The organism is Dorea sp. AF24-7LB (assembly GCF_003478575.1).
Lineage (GTDB): Bacteria > Bacillota > Clostridia > Lachnospirales > Lachnospiraceae > Dorea_D > Dorea_D hominis.
The window spans coordinates 108,341-129,685 of sequence record NZ_QUFR01000003.1; the positions used below are offsets into that span (position 1 = coordinate 108,341).

General features: G+C 41.8%; 23 protein-coding genes. 1 reads left to right on the plus strand and 22 read right to left on the minus strand.

From position 1 onward, the window contains the following. Nucleotides 1–31 precede the first annotated feature (31 nt). The 22 genes from DWY31_RS04555 to mtaB all read right to left on the minus strand — a co-directional run bounded on the left by DWY31_RS04555 (nucleotide 32) and on the right by mtaB (nucleotide 20,989). On the minus strand, nucleotides 32–535 hold the full coding sequence (locus tag DWY31_RS04555; protein WP_117538153.1) for a YqeG family HAD IIIA-type phosphatase: 504 nt from the start codon (nucleotides 533–535) through the stop codon (nucleotides 32–34). A 2-nt stretch (nucleotides 536–537) separates the two neighbouring features. Then, nucleotides 538–1,320: a shikimate kinase gene (locus DWY31_RS04560; RefSeq protein WP_118519657.1), complete on the minus strand. Its 783-nt coding sequence runs from the start codon at nucleotides 1,318–1,320 to the stop codon at nucleotides 538–540. 78 nt (nucleotides 1,321–1,398) lie between these two features. Next, nucleotides 1,399–2,109 carry a peptidoglycan recognition protein family protein gene (locus tag DWY31_RS04565; RefSeq protein WP_442873161.1) on the minus strand — a complete coding sequence of 237 codons (711 nt, stop codon included), beginning with the start codon at nucleotides 2,107–2,109 and terminating at the stop codon, nucleotides 1,399–1,401. Nucleotides 2,110–2,147: 38 nt separating this feature from the next. After that, nucleotides 2,148–3,179, minus strand: coding sequence for an aldose epimerase family protein (locus DWY31_RS04570; RefSeq protein WP_118519659.1), 1,032 nt, complete (start codon nucleotides 3,177–3,179; stop codon nucleotides 2,148–2,150). 59 nt (nucleotides 3,180–3,238) lie between these two features. Next, nucleotides 3,239–4,693 carry an IMP dehydrogenase gene (guaB, locus tag DWY31_RS04575; RefSeq protein WP_118287762.1) on the minus strand — a complete coding sequence of 485 codons (1,455 nt, stop codon included), beginning with the start codon at nucleotides 4,691–4,693 and terminating at the stop codon, nucleotides 3,239–3,241. 148 nt (nucleotides 4,694–4,841) lie between these two features. Then, nucleotides 4,842–5,342, minus strand: coding sequence for a DUF6106 family protein (locus tag DWY31_RS04580; RefSeq protein WP_021861595.1), 501 nt, complete (start codon nucleotides 5,340–5,342; stop codon nucleotides 4,842–4,844). A 94-nt stretch (nucleotides 5,343–5,436) separates the two neighbouring features. Continuing rightward, nucleotides 5,437–7,062, minus strand: coding sequence for a chaperonin GroEL (groL, locus tag DWY31_RS04585; RefSeq protein ID WP_021861596.1), 1,626 nt, complete (start codon nucleotides 7,060–7,062; stop codon nucleotides 5,437–5,439). Nucleotides 7,063–7,109: 47 nt separating this feature from the next. Continuing rightward, nucleotides 7,110–7,394, minus strand: coding sequence for a co-chaperone GroES (locus DWY31_RS04590; RefSeq protein ID WP_117538150.1), 285 nt, complete (start codon nucleotides 7,392–7,394; stop codon nucleotides 7,110–7,112). Between the two features lie 117 nt (nucleotides 7,395–7,511). Further along, nucleotides 7,512–7,823, minus strand: a complete 312-nt coding sequence (locus DWY31_RS04595; protein WP_021861598.1) for a hypothetical protein — start codon at nucleotides 7,821–7,823, stop codon at nucleotides 7,512–7,514. Between the two features lie 77 nt (nucleotides 7,824–7,900). Continuing rightward, nucleotides 7,901–8,683 carry a GTP-sensing pleiotropic transcriptional regulator CodY gene (gene codY, locus DWY31_RS04600; protein WP_021861599.1) on the minus strand — a complete coding sequence of 261 codons (783 nt, stop codon included), beginning with the start codon at nucleotides 8,681–8,683 and terminating at the stop codon, nucleotides 7,901–7,903. A gap of 66 nt (nucleotides 8,684–8,749) precedes the next feature. Beyond that, nucleotides 8,750–10,831 carry a type I DNA topoisomerase gene (gene topA, locus DWY31_RS04605; protein ID WP_118287761.1) on the minus strand — a complete coding sequence of 694 codons (2,082 nt, stop codon included), beginning with the start codon at nucleotides 10,829–10,831 and terminating at the stop codon, nucleotides 8,750–8,752. Between the two features lie 33 nt (nucleotides 10,832–10,864). Continuing rightward, nucleotides 10,865–11,944: a DNA-processing protein DprA gene (gene dprA, locus DWY31_RS04610; protein ID WP_021861601.1), complete on the minus strand. Its 1,080-nt coding sequence runs from the start codon at nucleotides 11,942–11,944 to the stop codon at nucleotides 10,865–10,867. Continuing rightward, on the minus strand, nucleotides 11,941–13,482 hold the full coding sequence (locus tag DWY31_RS04615) for a YifB family Mg chelatase-like AAA ATPase (protein ID WP_118519660.1): 1,542 nt from the start codon (nucleotides 13,480–13,482) through the stop codon (nucleotides 11,941–11,943). The genes dprA and DWY31_RS04615 overlap by 4 nt, the downstream gene beginning before the upstream one ends. 92 nt (nucleotides 13,483–13,574) lie before the next feature. After that, nucleotides 13,575–14,192: an RNA polymerase sporulation sigma factor SigK gene (gene sigK, locus DWY31_RS04620; protein ID WP_117538148.1), complete on the minus strand. Its 618-nt coding sequence runs from the start codon at nucleotides 14,190–14,192 to the stop codon at nucleotides 13,575–13,577. Nucleotides 14,193–14,567: 375 nt separating this feature from the next. Next, on the minus strand, nucleotides 14,568–15,806 hold the full coding sequence (locus DWY31_RS04625) for a peptidase U32 family protein (RefSeq protein ID WP_118519661.1): 1,239 nt from the start codon (nucleotides 15,804–15,806) through the stop codon (nucleotides 14,568–14,570). A gap of 1 nt (nucleotide 15,807) precedes the next feature. After that, nucleotides 15,808–16,461: an O-methyltransferase gene (locus tag DWY31_RS04630; protein WP_118287759.1), complete on the minus strand. Its 654-nt coding sequence runs from the start codon at nucleotides 16,459–16,461 to the stop codon at nucleotides 15,808–15,810. Nucleotides 16,462–16,527: 66 nt separating this feature from the next. Further along, nucleotides 16,528–18,195, minus strand: a complete 1,668-nt coding sequence (locus DWY31_RS04635) for a ribonuclease J (RefSeq protein WP_021861606.1) — start codon at nucleotides 18,193–18,195, stop codon at nucleotides 16,528–16,530. Between the two features lie 27 nt (nucleotides 18,196–18,222). Further along, entirely contained in the window at nucleotides 18,223–18,678 is a 456-nt protein-coding gene (locus tag DWY31_RS04640; protein WP_021861607.1) for a Fur family transcriptional regulator, read from the minus strand. A 7-nt stretch (nucleotides 18,679–18,685) separates the two neighbouring features. Beyond that, entirely contained in the window at nucleotides 18,686–18,946 is a 261-nt protein-coding gene (locus DWY31_RS04645; RefSeq protein WP_021861608.1) for a DUF1292 domain-containing protein, read from the minus strand. A 12-nt stretch (nucleotides 18,947–18,958) separates the two neighbouring features. After that, a complete protein-coding gene (ruvX, locus tag DWY31_RS04650) occupies nucleotides 18,959–19,381 on the minus strand; it encodes a Holliday junction resolvase RuvX (protein WP_117538144.1) in 423 nt (140 codons plus the stop codon). A gap of 5 nt (nucleotides 19,382–19,386) precedes the next feature. After that, on the minus strand, nucleotides 19,387–19,650 hold the full coding sequence (locus tag DWY31_RS04655; RefSeq protein ID WP_021861610.1) for an IreB family regulatory phosphoprotein: 264 nt from the start codon (nucleotides 19,648–19,650) through the stop codon (nucleotides 19,387–19,389). 58 nt (nucleotides 19,651–19,708) lie between these two features. Next, complete coding sequence (mtaB, locus tag DWY31_RS04660) at nucleotides 19,709–20,989, minus strand: tRNA (N(6)-L-threonylcarbamoyladenosine(37)-C(2))-methylthiotransferase MtaB (RefSeq protein ID WP_118519662.1); 1,281 nt, start codon at nucleotides 20,987–20,989, stop codon at nucleotides 19,709–19,711. A 101-nt stretch (nucleotides 20,990–21,090) separates the two neighbouring features. Between mtaB and DWY31_RS04665 the strand changes: the two genes are divergently transcribed. Beyond that, nucleotides 21,091–21,327 (plus strand): HPr family phosphocarrier protein, encoded by a 237-nt coding sequence (locus tag DWY31_RS04665; protein ID WP_118287757.1) that lies wholly within the window; start codon nucleotides 21,091–21,093, stop codon nucleotides 21,325–21,327. Nucleotides 21,328–21,345: the final 18 nt, after the last annotated feature.

The following is a 21,345-nucleotide window of genomic DNA, read 5'->3' on the forward strand; positions in this document are numbered from 1 at the left end:
TTCAACTATTTTTTATCTGTACAGCCCCATTTTACCGTCCTTTTCGCTCTTTTTGATAAAAATAAAGAACGATTTTCTCCAGGTAACGTTTTAATACAATCTGTATCTCTTCTTTTGGATGGATCGGCTTCACAAGAATATTTCTGATTCCGGCTCTTTTTGCTCCCCAGACATCCGTAAAAAGCTGATCTCCCACAAATACTGTATTGGAAACATCCGTTCCCATAATCTCCATTGCTTTTTTGTAATTTTTCGTTGAAGGCTTATGCGCATCACAGATATAATTCACCTGGATATCCTGATTGAACATCTTCACACGTGGCTCCTGATTGTTGGAGATCAGACAGCACTGATAACCAATCTTTTTAAGTCTCGCAAAAAGTGCTTTCGCACGGTCATCTGCCGGTGCACCATGCGGAACAAGCGTATTGTCAATATCAAAAATTACGGCACGTATTCCTTCTTCATACAGTTTCTCAAAATCTATTACATAAGTAGATGCAACATATGCATCCGGGAAAAATCTGTCAAACATGTCTATTCATCCATCTCCATTAATCGTTGTACCAATTCTTCACAGATCTGCAGAACAGTCTTATTATCTGTCTGGATAACAATATCTGCAGCCGCTTCATATTTCTCACGCCTCTGCTCCATCAGTTCGGAAATGCCTTCAACATTCTTGCGGCCGTTCAGAACCGGACGGTCATTGCTGTCCTTTACACGTTCATAGATTACCTGTGGACTTGCTGTCAGAAGTACAACTCTACCATTCTTCTTCATCTCCTGCACATTATTCTTGCGAAGGGCAGCTCCTCCTCCGCAGGAAATAACTGTATTCTTCTTCTCCTGCATTTCCACAAGAAGATTGGTTTCCAGATTACGGAAATATTCTTCTCCATACGTTTCAAAGATATCCGGAATACTCATCTCTTCTCTCTCTGCGATAACCTGATCCATCTCAACGATTTCCATCGCAAACATCGTACTTAAATAATCTGAGATCGTAGATTTGCCTGCGCCCATAAAACCAATGAGTACAATATTGTAATCAAACAGTTTTCTTGCTTGAATCCGCTTGCTGTTCTTGCGGATATAATGGAAAATGTCACAGATCTCATCCTTGTAACGATTATCCGAAAGCTTTTCTTCCAGTCTTCTTTTCTGCTTTGCTTCCTGTCCCGGCTGAAGGATCGGCATACCATATTCTTCTTTGTATGCCATGATTTTCTCTATGATCATGCTTCTTTCCACAAGGGCATCAATAATTTTATCATCACACAGAGCTAACTGCTCTCTGTACAGTTCCAAGTCGTTCATGTTTGCCTCTCCTGTTTTCCTTACGATTTCTTCCTTAATTATGTATAAATATACATACGCTTATATATTATAACAATATCACTTTGATTTTTCCAGTGCTTTTTTTACATCTTTCCGGAACTGTTTCCAGGCATTTTCATGTTCTACAAAATATTTCGGACAGTTCTTTCCGGTGACATCATAATGCCGAATAATATCATCCGGTGACAGAGCAAACTTCAGGCAAAGCCAGGCACACAAATGTATCACTGAGCGATAAGTCGCTTTATTAAATTCCCCCGTCTCATCCGGATGGCAACACTCAATCGATACCGTATCTTTATTCCGGTTATTGGAAGCATACGCCACTTCCCATGTCGGCACACACTGCACGATTTCTCCATCCAGCCCTACAATAAAATTACTGCTCGTTTTTGTCACATGACTGTCTTTGAGCCCCTCAAAGTAGTTTCGGTTTCCCATTGCTGTTGCACCCGGATTTGCCGTATAATGCACAACAATTCCCTTAATCTTACCGGTTTTTATCCCCGGTCTGGAATACGGATTCGGCGTCAGAAGTTTCACTGTAATATCAGGTTTAGATGCATCAACCTGTGCATTGTCTATTTCACTGTATTTTCCAGACAGCCATTCCGGATGTAAAATCCTGATTCCTGCTGCCAGAACCATAACAATCACCAATAAAAGCAGGCCCAGCCGCATCCTGCGCTGAGCCTGTTTTTTCTGTTGTATAGTTGTGAATGATTTTTTTCTGTTTTTAATCTTTTTTGTTCTCTTCATACTACACATTATTCATATGGCATATATTCTATGCCTTTTGTAAATTCTTATTGAATAGAAAACTGATATACCGTTTTGGATGTAAATAGTTCATTCGCCTTGATAACCGGCTGCGCAAACTCCGAATGATGAATGGCATCCGGGAAAAACTGTGTTTCAAAGCAGGCAGCATTGCGGATACGGTATTCAGCTCCGCCTTTGCCTTTCTCATAATCAACATAGTTTGCTGTATACAACTGCATACCCGGAAGATCTGTATATACATCCATATGGATTCCTGTCTTATCAGAATACATGGAGGCAGCTTTGCGGAATCCTTCACCTCTGATCACCCAGTTATGATCGTAACCTTTTCCATCGATCAACGGCTGGTAATCCGCTTCTATATCCTGTCCGATCGCTTTTGCTTCATTAAAATCCATCGGTGTTCCCTTTACAGGTGTCAGTTCACCTGTCGGAATACTCTGGGCATCTGCAAGAGTAAAATAATCTGCACTGATCGTTACTTTCTGATCCAGTACATCGCCACTTCCCTGTCCGGCGAGATTAAAATAACTGTGATTTGTAAGATTCAGCAGTGTATCTGCATCTGCTGTTGATCTATAAACAATTTCCAGTTCATTCTCCGGTGTAACCGTATAAGTTACTGTCAGCTTAAGATTTCCTGGAAATCCCTGGTCTCCATCTGGGCTGTCAAGTGATAAAGTCACGCTATTATCTGTAGATTCTTCAACTTTCCACATACGCTTATTCATCATATCTCTACCACCGTGTAGTGTATTATCCCCATCATTCTTTGTCAGTTCATAAGTCTTACCATTTAATGTAAATGAACCTCCTGCAATACGGTTTGCCACACGTCCTACAAATGCGCCAAATACACGGTCGCCTTTTTCATAACCACTGACATCGTCATATCCGAGAACAACATCCGTCGGATGTCCTTCCTTATCTGGTACGATCACATTTACAATCGTTGCGCCATAATCGGAAATAGCAACTTCCATCCCTTTTTCATTCTTCAACAGATACAATTCTGCCTTTTCTTTTGTTTTCAATGTTCCAAATGCCCGCTTCATATCTTGCCTCCTGCTGTAATGTCTATTATAACGCCAAATTTCTCTGGTATTATTCTCTTTTACTCATCTACACTGTAGTTTGGAGCTTCTTTCGTAATGTGAATGTCGTGCGGATGACTTTCTTTCAGAGATGCAGATGAGATCTTTACGAACTGTCCTCTCTGTTTGAGTTCTTCAATTGTTGGAGTTCCGCAGTAACCCATACCGGAACGAAGACCTCCCATCAACTGGAATACAGTATCTTCTACAGTTCCTTTGTATGCTACACGTCCTTCTACACCTTCCGGTACTAACTTCTTCGCATCTGTCTGGAAATAACGGTCTTTGCTTCCGTTCTCCATTGCAGCAATCGATCCCATGCCACGGTATACTTTGTATTTTCTTCCCTGATATAATTCAAATGTTCCCGGGCTCTCATCACATCCTGCAAAGATTGATCCCATCATACATACATTCGCACCGGCTGCAATTGCTTTTGTCATATCTCCTGAATATTTGATACCACCATCTGCGATAATCGGAATTCCATATTTGTCTGCCGCTTCATAACAATTCATAACTGCTGTGATCTGTGGAACACCGATACCTGCAACGACACGTGTTGTACAGATAGATCCAGGTCCAATACCAACCTTTACTGCATCTGCTCCTGCTTTGATCAGCGCTTCTGCTGCTGTTCCTGTTGCAACGTTTCCTGCGATAACCTGCAGATCCGGGAATTTGGATTTGACCATATCTACGGTACGGAGTACATTAGCAGAATGTCCATGTGCAGAATCCATAACAACAACGTCTACATGTGCATTCACAAGTTCCCGTGCACGTTCCAGGCAGTTTGCGGTAATTCCAAGTGCTGCACCACAGAGCAGTCTTCCCTGGGAATCTTTAGCTGACAGTGGATATTTGATCTGTTTTTCAATATCTTTAATCGTAATAAGACCTTTCAAATTGAAATCTTTGTCTACGATCGGTAATTTCTCTTTTCTGGCTTTTGCAAGAATCTTCTTTGCATCTTCCAGCGTAATTCCTTCCTGTGCTGTAATAAGTCCCTCAGAAGTCATTGATTCTTTAATCTTCTTCGTAAAATCTTCTTCAAATTTCAGATCACGGTTCGTGATAATGCCTACCAGTTTTCCGTTTTCTGTAATTGGTACACCTGAAATGCGGAATTTTGCCATTAAATTATTGGCATCTTCCAACGTATGTTCCGGAGACAGATAAAATGGATCCGTGATAACACCGTTCTCAGAACGTTTTACTTTATCAACTTCCTCTGCCTGCTGCTCGATCGTCATATTCTTATGAATGATACCAATTCCACCCTGACGAGCCATTGCAATTGCCATACGGTGTTCTGTAACCGTATCCATACCTGCACTCATCATCGGTATATTCAATTTAATATTTTTTGTTAAATACGTGGATAAATCTACTTGATTTGGAATCACCTCAGAATATGCCGGTACAAGCAGCACGTCATCAAATGTAATTCCTTCTCCAATAATTTTTCCCATGGTAAACTCCTTTCACTCTTATCCTTATTTATAGCTTATCGGGGTAAAAACTCCGTTTTGCTCTTTCCTATAATTAACTGGTATCATAACGAACTTTGCTATCGTTTGTCAACTTGTTTTTTTATACATACAAAATACATTTTTCTGACTATTTTGCAGATTTGTATGTAACTTTTCCCGGAATCATTCCGGCATACCCGTCTACAATCGTCTGATTCGGTTCAAAAATAATTTTTCTTAATTCTCCTGCCCTGGAAACAACTAGCACATAAGTCTGATCATTGCGTCTGCCCGAGCTATAATCGCTTTTCTTTGCCCGCTGGTACTGTCTGAGTTCACCTGTTCCAAATGGAGCCAGGACCTCTATTTCTTCTAACTTTATTGTACAGATTCGTCTTCTTCTCGACTTATGTATGATCTTGTCAACATCCAGTTCCCCATTCACAAATAAATATTCATATTCTGCATCAAATTCCAGATACAAATATATATCCATTACAAGTAATATAACTGTAAGCACTATAAAAAAAAGACAATGTACGACACCATATACACTCAGTAAAGTCGCTGCAAGCACCATTCCTTCCAGAAACCACTGACCTTTGCTTTTCTTCCTTTTAATAAGCTGTTCTGTACATATGTCATTCATGTCTTACATCCTCCGCTTTTCTCAATGTGTCTATTGTAGCACAAAAACAAGAAAAAAGAAAACTCCCCATGCAGGGAGTTTTCTTAACTTTTTCTTACATCATGCCCATTCCGGCACCTGCACCTGCAGGCATAGCCGGTGTCTCTTCTTTGATATTAGCAACAACGGACTCTGTTGTCAGCAGTGTAGATGCAACACTTGTTGCATTCTGCAGAGCACTTCTTGTTACCTTAGCCGGATCAAGGATACCATGTTCAACCATGTCTACATATTCCTCAGCTAATGCATCAAATCCGATTCCTGGTTCTGACTCATATACTTTATTAATGATTACTGCGCCTTCCAGTCCTGCATTTGCAGCGATGCGGAGCAGTGGAGCTTCCAGAGCTTTCAGTACAACATTCGCACCTGTCTTCTCATCACCATCCAAATCAGCAACGATCTTGGCAACTTCTTTTGCACAGTGAATATAAGCAGATCCGCCACCTGCAATGATTCCTTCTTCTACGGCTGCTCTTGTTGCTGCAAGTGCATCTTCCATACGAAGTTTTGCTTCTTTCATCTCAGTCTCAGTTGCAGCACCTACACGGATAACTGCTACACCGCCTGCAAGTTTTGCAAGTCTCTCCTGCAGTTTCTCTCTGTCGAAATCAGATGTTGTCTCTTCAATCTGTGCTTTGATCTGTGCTACACGGTCTGCGATTGCCTGTTTGTCTCCGCATCCATCAACGATAACTGTATTTTCTTTCTGAACTTTTACAGATTTTGCACGTCCAAGCTGATCCAGTGTTGTATCTTTCAATTCCATACCGAGTTCTTCTGAAATTACCTGACCGCCTGTCAGAATTGCAAGATCTTTTAACATCTCTTTTCTTCTGTCACCATATCCAGGCGCTTTAACACCTACTACATTGAATGTTCCACGCAGTTTGTTTACAATCAGTGTTGTAAGAGCCTCACCTTCAATATCTTCTGCAACGATCAGGAGTCTTGCTCCGGACTGTACGATCTGCTCCAGAACTGGCAGGATCTCCTGAATGTTAGAAATCTTCTTGTCTGTGATCAAGATATATGGATCATCCAGATTTGCTTCCATCTTATCCATATCTGTAGCCATATATGCAGATACATATCCACGGTCAAACTGCATACCTTCTACAAGGTCAAGTTCTGTCTTCATAGTCTTGGATTCTTCAATTGTGATAACCCCGTCATTGGAAACTTTTTCCATTGCATCTGCAACCATCTTTCCAACTTCTTCATCACTTGCAGAAATAGCTGCAACTTTTGCGATCTGATCTTTGTCTTTTACTTTGCTGGACATTTTAGCGATCGTCTCAACTGCTTTGTCTGTTGCTTTCTTCATTCCTTTTCTAAGGATGATCGGGTTTGCTCCTGCTGCCAGGTTCTTCATTCCTTCATGTACCATTGCCTGTGCAAGTACTGTAGCTGTTGTTGTACCATCTCCGGCAACATCATTTGTCTTAGATGCAACTTCTTTGATAAGCTGTGCACCCATATTCTCAAATGCATCTTCTAATTCAATTTCTTTTGCAATTGTAACACCATCATTAGTAATAAGCGGTGCTCCGAAAGATTTGTCAAGAACTACGTTACGTCCTTTTGGTCCTAACGTAACTCTGACTGTATCAGCCAGCTTATTAACTCCTTCTTCTAATGCTGCTCTTGCTTCTGCGCCATATTTAATTTCCTTTGCCATGATCAAATGCCTCCTATAATCTTTGTTTCTCTTCTTACATCTACATCTTACTCACAAATTGCAAGGATATCGTCCTGTTTTACGATAATATATTCTTCATCATCAAGCTCTACAGATGTTCCTGCGTATTTAGAATAAATAACTTTCTGTCCTACAGTGACATTCATCTTCACTTCTTTTCCGTCAACTGTTCCACCAGGTCCTACAGCAACGATCTCTGCCTGCTGTGGTTTTTCTTTAGACTGTCCAGGAATTACGATTCCTGATTTTGTTGTCTCTTCTGCAACCAACTGTTTTAATACAACTCTGTCTCCTAATGGTACTAATTTCATATTTATTCCTCCTTAAATGATATACTTATTTATTTTGTTAGCACTCGAAAAAAGAGAGTGCTAAGAAACTCTAGATATAAAATAGCACTCTCTTAATATTTTGTCAACCGCCTTTGTTTAGTTTACAGTATTTTTATAAAATCCATTTTCCACATGGAAAACAAGTACTTTTCCTCTCTTATCCCAGTACCGTTCGACAATCTTTCCTCTGCATTTGACCTCTTCTTCCTCATCCGTCATCGTGCACTCATAGATACTGTCCAAAGAAAATTCTGACAGTTCCGTCTTCCCCGTTAACAGATATATGCATTCCTCTTCTTCATTATACTTAATCATCTTACACAGATAGATATTATCGTTAAAATATCCCCCGTCAAGAATCGTTTTTATCATCTCGAGTTTCACCGTATCGTCCTGAAATTTTTCCATTATATCCTCCAGTAAAATTCATCTCATCTTCAATCAAAGAAAAGGGTACCAGTCTCCCGATACCCTTATACTTCATCTTAATTGTTGCGCTCTGCTTTGATCTTATCCAGTTCCGTAAATACATAATCATTCACAACTTTGATATAAGTTCCCTTCATACCGGAAGATCTGGATTCAATAACTCCGGCACTCTCAAACTTGCGAAGCGCATTCACGATCACAGAACGAGTGATTCCTACACGGTCTGCAATCTTGCTTGCAACCAGGATTCCTTCTGTACCATCCAGTTCATCAAAAATATGAATGATCGCTTCCAGTTCAGAATAAGAAAGTGTGCTGATGGCTGACTGTACAATGTGTTCTTTTCTTGTTTCCTCCGCACTTTCTTCATTTACAGAACGAAGCATCTCAAGACCAACAACTGTTGTTCCATATTCACTTAAAATGATATCATCAATCTCATATACTTCGTCTTTCTTATAGATGAATAATGTGCCGAGTCTCTCTCCTGCGATATCGATTGGAGTTATAATAGCCTGATAACCTTTTGAGGCTTCTTCCGAAAATCCAAGAGTCTCAAGATTCACATTTTCCTTTGTCGAAAGAATGCTGAGCAGACGTTCATTTAACATATCATCAATATGTCTGCCTACTTCCTTCTGGATCAGTTCTTCTATATACGGAACGCCTGTACATTTGCTTCCTCCGAGAACTTTTCCTTTTTTGCTGACCACCAGTACATTCGATGACAGAATCTCTGTCAGAACTTCACAAATATCATTAAAGACCACTTTACTTGAATTATTGTTGTGAAGTAACTTGTTGATTTTTCTAGTTTTGTCTAATAATTGTACGCTCATTTGCACTCCTCCATCCTATGAAGTTATATTATCATACAATTCACTATAATTCAACGAATATTATTGTTATTTATCAGAATTTTTCTTATTTTCTACATATCCGCACTGAGCGTCACTACAACAGATCTTATTTCCCTTTTCGACCATATAATTTCCACATCTCGGACACTTTTTCTGAACCGGTTTCTGCCATGACATAAATTCACAGTCCGGATTGTCTTCACATCCGTAATATTTTCTGCCTTTCTTTGTCTTACGGAGCACAACATCTTTTCCACAAAGCGGGCAGGAAACACCGATTTTTTCCAGATAAGGCTTTGTATTTCTACACTCCGGGAATCCCGGACATGCGAGGAATTTTCCGTGTGGACCGTATTTGATGACCATGTTGCGTCCGCACTGTTCACAGACAACGTCAGTCACTTCATCTTCGATCTTGACTGTCTCTAATTCTTTCTGTGCCTTTTCCACTGCGGCTTCAATATCCGGATAGAAGTTCTCGATAATCGTCTTCCATTTTACCTTACCTTCTGCCACACCATCAAGCAAGCTTTCCATGTTGGCTGTAAAATTCACATCTACAATGCTTGGGAAGGACTGTAACATGATATTATCTACAACTTCTCCCAGTTCTGTCAGATACAGATTCTTGTTCTCTTTTGCAACATATCTTCTGGCAATAATCGTTGAAATTGTCGGTGCATACGTGCTTGGACGTCCAATGCCCAGTTCTTCAAGAGCTTTTACAAGTGTTGCTTCTGTATAATGTGCCGGTGGCTGTGTAAAGTGCTGCTTCGTATCAAAACTTTCTTTTGTGAGCTTTGAATCCATATCCAGCCCTTTCATCAATACAGATTTTTCTTCTTTCTCTTCTCCTGCTTCTGTATAAACCAGTCGGAATCCCTGGAATACAATCTTGGAAGCAGCTACTGTAAAACGATATTTTCCTGCACTGATCTTCACAGATGTTGTCTCATATTTTGCCGGCTGCATTCTGCTGGCAAGGAAACGCTTCCAGATAAGCTGATACAAACGGAACTGATCTCTTGTCAGAGATTCTTTGATTGCCGCCGGTGTTCTTGCCGGATCTGTCGGACGGATCGCCTCATGCGCATCCTGGATGATCTTGCCGCCTGTCTTTGCTTTTGTTTCTCCAACTGCAACATACTCTTCTCCGTACTGTTCTCCGATATAAGCACGTACATTTGCATCTGCTTCATCTGAAATACGAGTAGAATCGGTACGCAGATACGTGATCAGACCGACGGTTCCATTTCCTTTGATATCGACACCTTCATACAACTGCTGTGCGATCTGCATCGTTTTTCCTGTAGCAAAATTCAATGCTTTGGATGCTTCCTGCTGTAATGTACTGGTTGTAAATGGAACCGGTGCTTTCTTTGTACGTTCCCCTTTTTTAATCTCAGCGACTTCATAAGATGCACCTTCTAATTCTTTTAAAATCTTATCCAGTTCCTCTTTGGATGAAATCGTCATCTTTTTCTTATCTGTTCCGTAAAACTTGGCATTCAGGAGTTTTCTCTCACCTTTGACTTTCAGATTCGCATCCAGGCTCCAGTATTCTTCCGGAATAAATGCATTGATCTCTTCTTCACGGTCAGCAATGATACGAAGTGCTACAGACTGTACGCGTCCCGCACTTAAACCTCTTTTTACTTTCGCCCAGAGTACCGGGCTGATTTTATATCCAACCACGCGGTCAAGGACACGTCTCGCCTGCTGGGCATCTACCAGATCCATATCAATCTCTCTGGCATTTTTCAGAGATGCTTTGACTGCGTTTTTCGTAATCTCATTAAAACTGATTCGGTACGTTTTCTTGTTTTCCAGTTTCAGGGCTTTGCATAAATGCCAGGAAATCGCTTCTCCTTCGCGGTCCGGGTCAGTTGCAAGATATACTTTATCTGCTTTTTTCACTTCTTTTCGAAGATTTGCAAGAATCTCTCCCTTGCCACGGATTGTTATATACTTTGGTTCATAGTCATTCTCAGGTCCGACACCAAGCTGGCTCTTCGGCAGATCGCGCACATGTCCGTTAGACGCTACGACTACATAATTACTTCCTAAAAATTTTTTAATTGTCTTCACCTTCGTCGGTGACTCCACGATCACAAGATAACGTGCCATATATGATTTCCTCCATAAAATCCGCCCCGCTTTTCAGCGCATTTTCACATAATAATTCTTCGATATTTCTTTGACAAACCCTTGCAGTTCAAGCGTTATCAACTCTTCCATAAGTATCTCCGGAGCCAGTTTTGTCTCCTGCGCAAGCTCCTGAAGTCCCTTTGGAAACAAACCGACACAACTATACACCATATTTTCTGGACTTTCAAGTACTTTTTTCTCCGATGATTTATTTTGTCTGCTTTTTGACAAACAAATTCCCATCGTTTCCATCAGGTCTTCCGGACTTAGCAAAATCCCTGCACCCTGCGCGATCAGCCGGTGACACCCCTGACTTAAAAGGCTTGTTACAGGTCCCGGAAGTGCATAAACTTCCTTCCCCTGTTCCAGCGCCTGGTCTGCCGTAATAAGAGAGCCGCTTTTTTCTTTTGCTTCTATTACAAGTACGATATCTGCCATCCCGCTGATGATACGGTTACGCGCAGGAAAGTACCTGGCAAGAGGCGGGCTTCCCGGACTCTGTTCTGAAATCACACCGCCTTTTTTGATCAGATCCTGATATAGTCCGCGATGTTCTCCCGGATAACAGATATCCACGCCACATCCTAATATACCATATGTCATTCCCCCGGCATTTAATGCACCTCTTTGTCCGGCGCCATCAATTCCTCTTGCCATCCCGCTGATAATACTAATCCCGTTTTCTGCCAGCTTTTCTCCATATTCTAATGCCATTCTCTCGCCATAATGCGTACAGTTTCTTGCACCCACCAAAGCAGCCGCAGGTCTGTCACTGTCCGGCAGCCTGCCTCTCACATAGAGTGCATATGGAGGCGCCGGAATATTCTTAAGGCGCACTGGATATTCTTCCGAAAAATACGGAATAAAACGGATATTTTTCTCTTCCAGCATCTCCCATTTTTCTTTTATATCCTGCTGTTTTTTTGCTTTTATAAGTGCCTGGATTTCTCTGTCCGTCAGTATCCCCAGTTCTGTTAATTTTATTTCTTCTATATAATAAATCATTTCTGCTGTCTTTAAAATTTCACGCAGTTTTTTCTTTTTCATACAGTTAAGCCCGGAAATCCCCGCATACCAATATTCATAAATCATAAGCCTTTCCCCCAGTATTTTTTATCTACCGTACGGTATCCGATTGCCTCTTTAATATGTGCTGGAGTGATCACCTCACTTCCGGCAAGATCTGCGATCGTCCGTGCCACACGCAGAATCTTATGATATGTCCGCGCTGTCAGACCAAGTGTACAGAATGCCTGCTCCATAATCTGTTCCGTCACAGCGTCTAGCACACAGTGTTTTCGGATTTCCTTTGCTCCCAGCCTTGCATTTACCGAAAACGGCAATCCTTCATATCTCTTTTTCTGTATTTCTCTCGCTGCACACACGCGTGCACGTATATCTACTGAGCGTTCCTGCTTCTGCTGTGTATGGAGTGCCGCATAATCCACGCGCGGTGTTTCGATGCAGATATCCAACCGGTCTAAAAACGGCTGACTGATCCTTGCCAGATAATTCTGGATCTGCTGTGGTGTGCATGTACACGTCTGAGCCGGATAATTTCCGCAGGGACATGGGTTCATTGCCGCAACAAGCATGAAATCTGCCGGAAATGTATAATTTGCCTGATTCCTGGCGAGATGGATCTTCTGCTCTTCCAAAGGCTGGCGGAGCACTTCCAGAACAGACTTTTTAAACTCCGCAAGCTCGTCCAGGAAGAGGACGCCTCCATGTGCCAGACTGATCTCTCCCGGAACCGGGTAATTCCCTCCACCGATCAATGCCGCTTTTGTAACCGTATGATGCACCTCCCGGAACGGTCTTCCTAACATCAACGGATGGGTTTCCTCCACTTTTCCAACGACACTGTAGAGACTTGTAACTTCCATCGATTCTTCCAATGAAGGCTTCGGTAAAATGGTTGGAATTCTCTTTGCAGCCATCGTCTTTCCACTTCCCGGTGGTCCAACTAACAGCAGGTTATGTCCACCGGCAACCGCCACTGTCGCAGCTCTTTTTACAATTACTTGTCCCTGTATCTCACTGTAATCCAAAAGTTCCGAATCCAACAGTCTCCCACATTCTCTGGCATCTTTGCACATCGCCGGTTCCAGCTTTTTTTCTCCTTTCAGATAACTGCACACTTCCTCCAGTGAATTCACACCATATACCGTGATCTTTTCTACCAGTGCACCTTCCGCCGCATTCTGCTCCGGTACAATGCAGCATTTAAAGCCTTCTCTTCCTGCTTTCTGTACGATTGGTAAAATTCCGGAGACCTTTTGTACACTTCCGTCCAGCCCCAGTTCACCGGCAACCATTACATCTCGCAATCGTTCTTCTGGAAATATTTCAAGTGCTGCCATAATACTTAATGCAATAGGAAGGTCAAACGCTGTTCCTTTTTTCCTTATTGAGCCGGGCGCCAGATTTACAATGATTTTCTTCGGAGGCAGCACAATACCACTGTTACGGATCGCTGTCCGCACACGTTCTGCTGCCTCCCGTACCTCACCGGACAGATATCCCACCATATGAAACACAGGCAGACCATTGCTGACATCTGCCTCCACCTGTATCATCTTCGCTTCAACACCCTGAATCACTGCTGAATTTACTATACAAACTCCCATGTATCCACCTCTTTCTTCCTGCTTATTCCATGCGTTTACTGCTGTACCTGCAAAACTCCGCCAGCGACAGTTTCCTCCGGCTGCTATAACAGCTAAAAAAATGTACGCAGTTTTTCGATCGCACTTTTCTCAATCCGTGATACATAAGAACGAGAAATTCCAAGCTGTCCGGCAATCTCCCTCTGCGTATACTCCTCTTCCCCATAAAGTCCGTATCGCATTTTCAGAACTAGCCGTTCTCTCTGAGATAATTCCGACTCCATTTTTGCATACAAAATCCGGACCGATTCTTTTAATTCCGCATGTCTGTGCGCATCTTCTTCTTTTGTTTCGATCACATCAAAAAGCTGGATTTCATTGCCTTCCCTGTCTGTCCCGATCGGCTCGTACAGTGAAATTTCCCGGGACATTTTTTTCTTCGCACGCAGATGCATCAATATCTCATTTTCAATGCACCGCGCCGCATATGTTCCCAGACGCACACGTTTTTCCGGATCAAAACTTACAACTGCTTTAATAAGCCCGATTGTCCCGATCGACAAAAGATCTTCCACATCCTCCTCTCTGGATGGATATTTTTTCACAATATGTGCAACAAGGCGCAAATTCCGTTCGATCAGAATATGTTTTGCTTTCAGGTCGCCCTCTGTATACTTTTGCATATAATAAGCTTCTTCTGCTGCAGTGAGGGGTTTCGGAAATGATTTCAAGGAACGCACCTCTCAGGGTATTTGCTTATAGTTTATGTAAGAGTATTCTTTTTTGTGCTTTTCCATCTGTTATGATCTTTTTCTGGTATTTTGTTGGATCGTATCTGTTTATGTCTTTGTTGAAAAATTATAAGATCTGTTTATGAAAACCATCACGCATATGTGACAATTTCAGATTATAGATGTTCCGGTTAAGATCTGCCGGACTCTCTTTCTTATGTGGCTAATAGTATACTGTATCTCTGCCGAAAATACAATCATTTTTTATAAAAGCGCTTTAGGACGAAGTTTTCTGGCATAGAAAAGAATGCCAGACAGCGTCCGCATATAATAGGTTTCTCTGTCTGACATCCCATATTCTCAAATCATCTGTTTTTAAGCCTCTATGTCTTCCGCTCTTCTTAAAATATCATACTTCTCTGCTTTTTTATCCAGTTCGACATAGAGAACCTGTTTGGAATGCGGGGCACTCTCCTGTGTTTCCCCGTCTTCATTGATAATCGCCCGGACAACCGTCTCTATGTTTTTTCCATCCGGCTTCATAATCTCAATCGTCTCGCCAACCGAGAATTTATTTCTCTGCTCAATGCGGTATCTTCCGTCTGACTCTTTGCCAATAATTCCAAGATATGTGTATTCTCTTACATAAGTGTTGCTGTCGTAAATCTGACTTGTCTCATCCGGTTTTCCAAAGTAAAATCCAGTTGTAAACTGCCGGTATGTGCAATTTGAAATCTGATCCAGATACCACAGCATATGTTCTTCATACAGCTTCGGATCTTTCAGATAGTCATCAATCGCAAGGCGGTATGTTCTTGCAACTGTTGCGACATACAGCGCCGTCTTCATACGTCCTTCAATCTTGAAACTGTCAATTCCTGCTTCGATCATCTCCGGAATGTGCTCGATCATACAAAGATCCTTGGAATTGAAAATGTAAGTTCCTCTTTCATTTTCATATACTGGCATATACTGTCCCGGCCTTTTTTCCTCTACAACTGCATATTTCCAACGGCACGGGTGTGTACAGGCTCCCTGATTCGCATCTCTTCCGGTAAAGAAATTGCTGAGCAGACATCTTCCGGAATAAGAAATGCACATTGCACCGTGAATAAAACTTTCAATCTCCATCTCCTCCGGAATATGCTTACGAATCTCAGAAATCTCTTTCAAGGACAGTTCTCTTGCCGAAACTACTCTTTTTGCTCCCTGTTTCCACCAGAAATTGTAAGTACCATAATTTGTATTATTCGCCTGTGTACTGACATGGCGTTCAATGTCCGGGCAGATTTCTTTTGCCATTTCAAAGATTGCCGGATCTGCAATGATCAGCGCATCTGGTTTTAATTCCTTCAATTCGCAGAGATATTCCCGCACGCCTTCCAGATCATCATTATGTGCCAGAATATTTACGGTAACATGCACACGTACACCATGTTCATGCGCAAAACGGATTCCGGCAGCCATATCATCTTTTGAAAAATTCTTTGCTTTTGCACGTAATCCGAATGCCTCTCCTCCGATATAAACAGCATCGGCTCCAAACATAACCGCCACTTTGAGTACTTCCAGATTACTTGCTGGAATTAATAATTCCGGTCGTCTACCATTCATCTTACTTTTCTTCCTCCTTTTTCACACTCAGTGCCACCCCGTCTCCCAGTGGAAGAATGGATGTCTGAAGTCCTTCGTGGTGTTTCAGTTCATACAAGTATTCCCGCATGCGACTGTGAATTGTACGATTCCTTCTTTCAACAGCAAATCTTGACTGTGTAATATCGCCGTCTTGAAGTACATTGTCTGACATCAGTACTCCTTCCGGCGCCAACAGACGCAGTACTTCCGGCATATAATGAATATACTGTCCTTTCGCTGCGTCCATAAAAATAAAATCATACGGTCCTTCCAGCGTTTTCATCACTTCAAGAGCATCTCCCTCCAGCAATGTGATCTTATCTTCTTTCTCCGCTCTGGCAAAATTTGCTCTGGCAACCGGGATTCTTTTTTCATAATTCTCAATCGTGATAATATGTCCGTCCTTTGGCATATAATGGCTCATTAAGACAGCCGAAAAACCTACTGCGGTTCCTACTTCCAGAATTCTTTTCGGTTTCTGTATCGTCAATAATACTTTCAGGAAACTCTGTGTCTCTTTTCGGATGATCGGCACATAAGCTTCCAGCGCTTCTTTTTCAATCTCTTCGATCACCGGAATATCCGGCATTTCCAGAGAATGTAGGTAGGTTGTAATTCTGTCATCTACGATCACAAAGTCTTCCTCCTTCTGACATAATACAGGACGTAGTAAAGACTGCTCTACTACGTCCTTTTTCTTCTATACGTCCATAATGATCGGAAGGATCATCGGTTTACGTTTTGTTCTCTTCCAGATAAACTCATTCATTGTATCACGGATCACAAGCTTAATCTTGCTCCAGTCCGCATTTCTCTGATGTGTCAGACAATCTTCCACGGCATTTGTCAGAACATTGCGTGCCTCTTCCATCAATCCTTCAGATTCTCTTACATATACAAATCCTCTGGATACAATATCCGGTCCCGCAAGCAACTGATTACTTCCTTTCTCAAGCGTCAGTACAACGATCAAAATTCCGTCTTCAGCAAGGTGCTGACGGTCTCTCAACACAATATTCCCAACATCTCCAACGCCAAGTCCGTCTACAAGGATCTCGCCTGTGTGAACCTTATCCACAACTTTTGCTTCATTCTCACTGACTTCCAGCACATCTCCGGACTGTAACAGGAAAATATTTTCCTTCGGAATACCCAGGGATCTTGCTACTCCCGCATTGGCCTTCAAATGACGGTATTCTCCATGAACCGGAATCGCATATTTCGGTTTTACAAGAGAATAAATAAGCTTCAGTTCTTCCTGGCAGGCATGCCCGGATACATGTGCATCCTGGAAAATAACATTGGCACCTTTGGAAGAAAGCTCATTAATAACCTTGGAAACAGATTTTTCATTTCCAGGAATCGGATTAGAACTGAAAATAACTGTATCACCCGGCATAATTGTAACCTTCTTATGCACATCTGCCGCCATACGCGACAGTGCTGCCATAGATTCTCCCTGACTTCCTGTCGTGATCAGGACCGTCTTCTCCGGTGGATAGTTTTTCAGCTGATCAATCTCAATCAATGTCTTGTCCGGCACATTCAGATAACCTAATTCCTGTGCAACCTGAATGATATTTACCATACTTCGTCCTTCTACAACAACCTTACGGTTGTATTTGCATGCAGAGTTAATGATCTGCTGAACACGATCTACATTTGAAGCGAATGTAGCAATAATAATTCTCGTATTCTGATGCTCTGCAAAAATATGGTCAAATGTAATTCCGACCGTACGCTCTGACTGAGTAAATCCCGGTCTCTCTGCATTCGTACTGTCTGACATCAGCGCCAGAACGCCTTTTTTGCCAATCTCTGCGAAACGCTGCAGATCGATTGCATCTCCGAATACAGGCGTATAGTCTACTTTGAAGTCTCCAGTATGCACAACAATACCTGCCGGAGAGTAAATTGCAAGCGCTGCTGCATCCTGAATGCTGTGATTTGTTTTAATAAATTCAATCCTGAACTTGCCAAGATTAATAGACTGTCCATGTCTGACTACTTTTCTGCGCGTACTGCGGAGAAGATTATGCTCTGAGAGCTTCTTCTCAATAATTCCCATTGTCAGTTTCGTTGCATAAATCGGAAGATTCATCTCACGAAGTACATAAGATAATGCTCCAATATGATCCTCGTGTCCATGTGTGATCACAAATCCTTTTACTTTCTGAATGTTCTCTTTCAGATATGTCACATCCGGAATAACGAGATCGATTCCGAGCATATCATCTTCTGGGAATGCAAGACCGCAGTCCACAACAATAATACTGTCTTCAAACTCAAAGGCAGTAATGTTCATTCCGATCTTCTCCAGACCTCCAAGCGGAATGATACGCAATTTTCCGTTGTTTTCTCTTTTCAATTTAACACCTCCATGTGCCTCTCCGTACTACTTTTTCCGGCATTTTTTACACTGTCCGTAGAATTTCAGCTCATGGTCCAACACATGGAATCCTGTCTCTTCCTCAATATGACGTTCTAGTCCGTCCAGCAAATCGTCCCTGAAAGGGAACACTTTTCCACATGTTTTACAGATCAGATGATGGTGATGATGGTGTGGCTCACCCTCTCCGTCATTTGCCTCACCAATCTCATATCGCACACATCCGTCATCCAGATTGATCTTATCCACCAACTGCATCTCGAGCAAAAGCTGCACTGTCCTGTATATCGTCGCCAGTCCAATCTCCGGATAGTCTTCTTTTACAAGTTCATAGATATCCTCCGCAGTCATGTGTCTGTCCCGATGTGCGGCAAGGACTTCCAGAACGAGCAATCTCTGGTTTGTAACTTTCAAACCTTTTTCTTTCAGCATTTGTTTAAACTTTTCCTGACTGATAGACATAAAGTTCTTACCTTTCAATCTCAATATCTTCCAGTAACTCCTCGAACACTTTTAAAATTGCTGACAATTCTTTCTCGTCTTCTACAATCTCATAAATGCTCTCTTTTTCTTCTTCCGCTGATGTATCTTTTAAAATTAAACACTCTGCATCGTCTTCTTCTGAATCCGTCACAAGAATGTAAGACACTCCATTTAATTTCGTCTGTTCCAGCACAAAGAATTCTGTCTCTTCCTGCCGTTCATCCGATGTAAATCTTATTTTTTCCATACAAAAAACACCTCACGACTTTACCGAGTCCAAGTATCCCTGCAAAATAAATACTGCAGCAATTTTATCGATATATTTTTTGCGGTCCTCTCGTCTGATATTGCTTTCGATCAGGGTACGTTCCGCTTCCATTGTTGTAAGTCTTTCGTCCCACATCTGCACTTCCAGACCTGTCCGTCTTTTTAACATCTCTGCGAATTCCATTGACTTCTCAGCTCTGATTCCAATGTCATTGTTCATATGCTTTGGCAACCCGATGACGATCTTCTCCACTTGATACTCTTCGATCAGAGCCTCAATTCTTGCACAGGTCTTACGCAGCTTGTTCTCATCTTTGCGTGTAATTGTCTCAATTCCCTGCGCAGTAATGCCAAGTGGATCGCTGATTGCAACGCCCACCGTCTTCGAGCCGTAATCCAGTCCCATTATTCTCATAGATATTATACCCACTTGTTGTGCTCAATATACGTCTTGAGCATCTCTTCCACCAGTTCGTCCCGCTCCATCTTCATGATCAGGCTTCTGGCTCCGTTATAACTTGTAATATAAGTCGGATCTCCTGACATAATATATCCAACGATCTGGTTGACCGGATTGTATCCCTTCTCAACCAATGCCCGATAGACAATTTCCAGAATATCTTTTGCCTGAATCTGCGGGCCGCTTTCTACCTGGAAAAACTGTGTACTGCTTAAATCTTTCATATACTCACGTCCTTCAAAAATACTTTTCATTTTATTCTAACTTATTAACACCGAAAATTCAATGTATTATTTGCAAACGGCTCTCAATTTCTACATTTATGAGCTGATTTGCCAGATTTTTTTCTGTTTTATATCCAATTTTTACATATTCCTTCGTATGCCCGATCTGCCAGATTCCGTCTTCTCTCTCTATAGCTTCTTCCATCAGCACTTCCTGTGTGGTTTCGATCAGTTCTTCCTCAAAGCGGCTCTGTTTTTCTTCACTTAATGCAATCAGTACTTTGCTTCGCTCTGCCTTGATCTGCTCCGGTACCTGATCCGGCATAACGGCAGCTTTTGTACCTTCTCTTCTAGAATATTTAAAAATATGTGTCTCATAGAAATCCATGCTGTCTACAAACGCCCTGGACTCTTCAAATTCTTCCGGTGTCTCTCCCGGAAATCCAGTGATCACATCGGTTGTAAGTGCCGGATGTGCAAAATATTTGCGCAGGAGCTGACATTTTGCAGCATATTCTTCTGCCGTATATCTACGATTCATTCTGCGAAGTGTCGCATTACATCCGCTTTGCAGAGACAGGTGAAAATGTGGGCACACCTTCGGCAGTGCGGAAATCGTCCGGACAAACTCTTCCGTGATAATCCCCGGTTCCAGTGAGCCAAGACGGATACGGTGGATTCCATCCACTTCGTGTACAGCCAGAATAAGAGAAAGCAGGCTATCCTCTATATCTACTCCGTAAGAGCTCAGATGAATTCCAGTCAGTACGACTTCCTTATAACCATTTGCAGCAAGTGTCTTTACTTCCTCGATCACATCTTCTTTGGCACGGCTTCGCACTCTTCCTCTTGCATACGGAATAATACAGTAAGAGCAGAACTGATTACATCCGTCCTGTACTTTGATATACGCTCTTGTGTGCTCTCCTGTACGGCTCAGATGAAGATTCTCATACTCCTTTGTATGTCCGATATCAATAAGATCGGTTGTTCTTTCTCTCTCCTCTTCGTACTGTTTGAGGATCTCCACAATATCTTTCTTTTTATTATTACCAATCACAATATCAATGCAATCGTCCACTTCCTGATTCTCAGTCTGCACATAACAGCCGGTTGCCACTACGATTGCATCCGGATTCATCTTTCTTGCCTTGTGCAGCATCTGTCTGGACTTACGGTCCGCAATGTTTGTAACTGTGCATGTATTGACTACATAAACATCTGCACCTTCTTTGAACGGCACGATCTCATAACCGTTTTTTTCCAGAAGCTCCTGCATGGCTTCTGTTTCATATGCATTTACTTTACATCCAAGATTATGCAATGCTGCTTTCTTCATAATTTTCTTTTTTCCTCTCTTTACAAATTATTCCTTGACTTTTTGACTACAAAAAACTAAGATAAACGTGTAGAAAAAATGAAACCAAGGAGGTATATTCAATGAAAACAGTTAAAATTTCTTTGAATTCCATTGACAAAGTAAAATCTTTCGTAAATGAAATCACAAAATATGATTATGATTTTGATTTAGTATCCGGCAGATACGTGATCGATGCCAAATCCATCATGGGTATCTTCAGTCTGGATTTATCTAAGAGCATTGACCTCAACATCCATGCTGATGACAACGAAATCGACAAGATCCTCGAAACATTAAAACCATACATCGTAGAGTAATTATTTTTAACCTTTAAA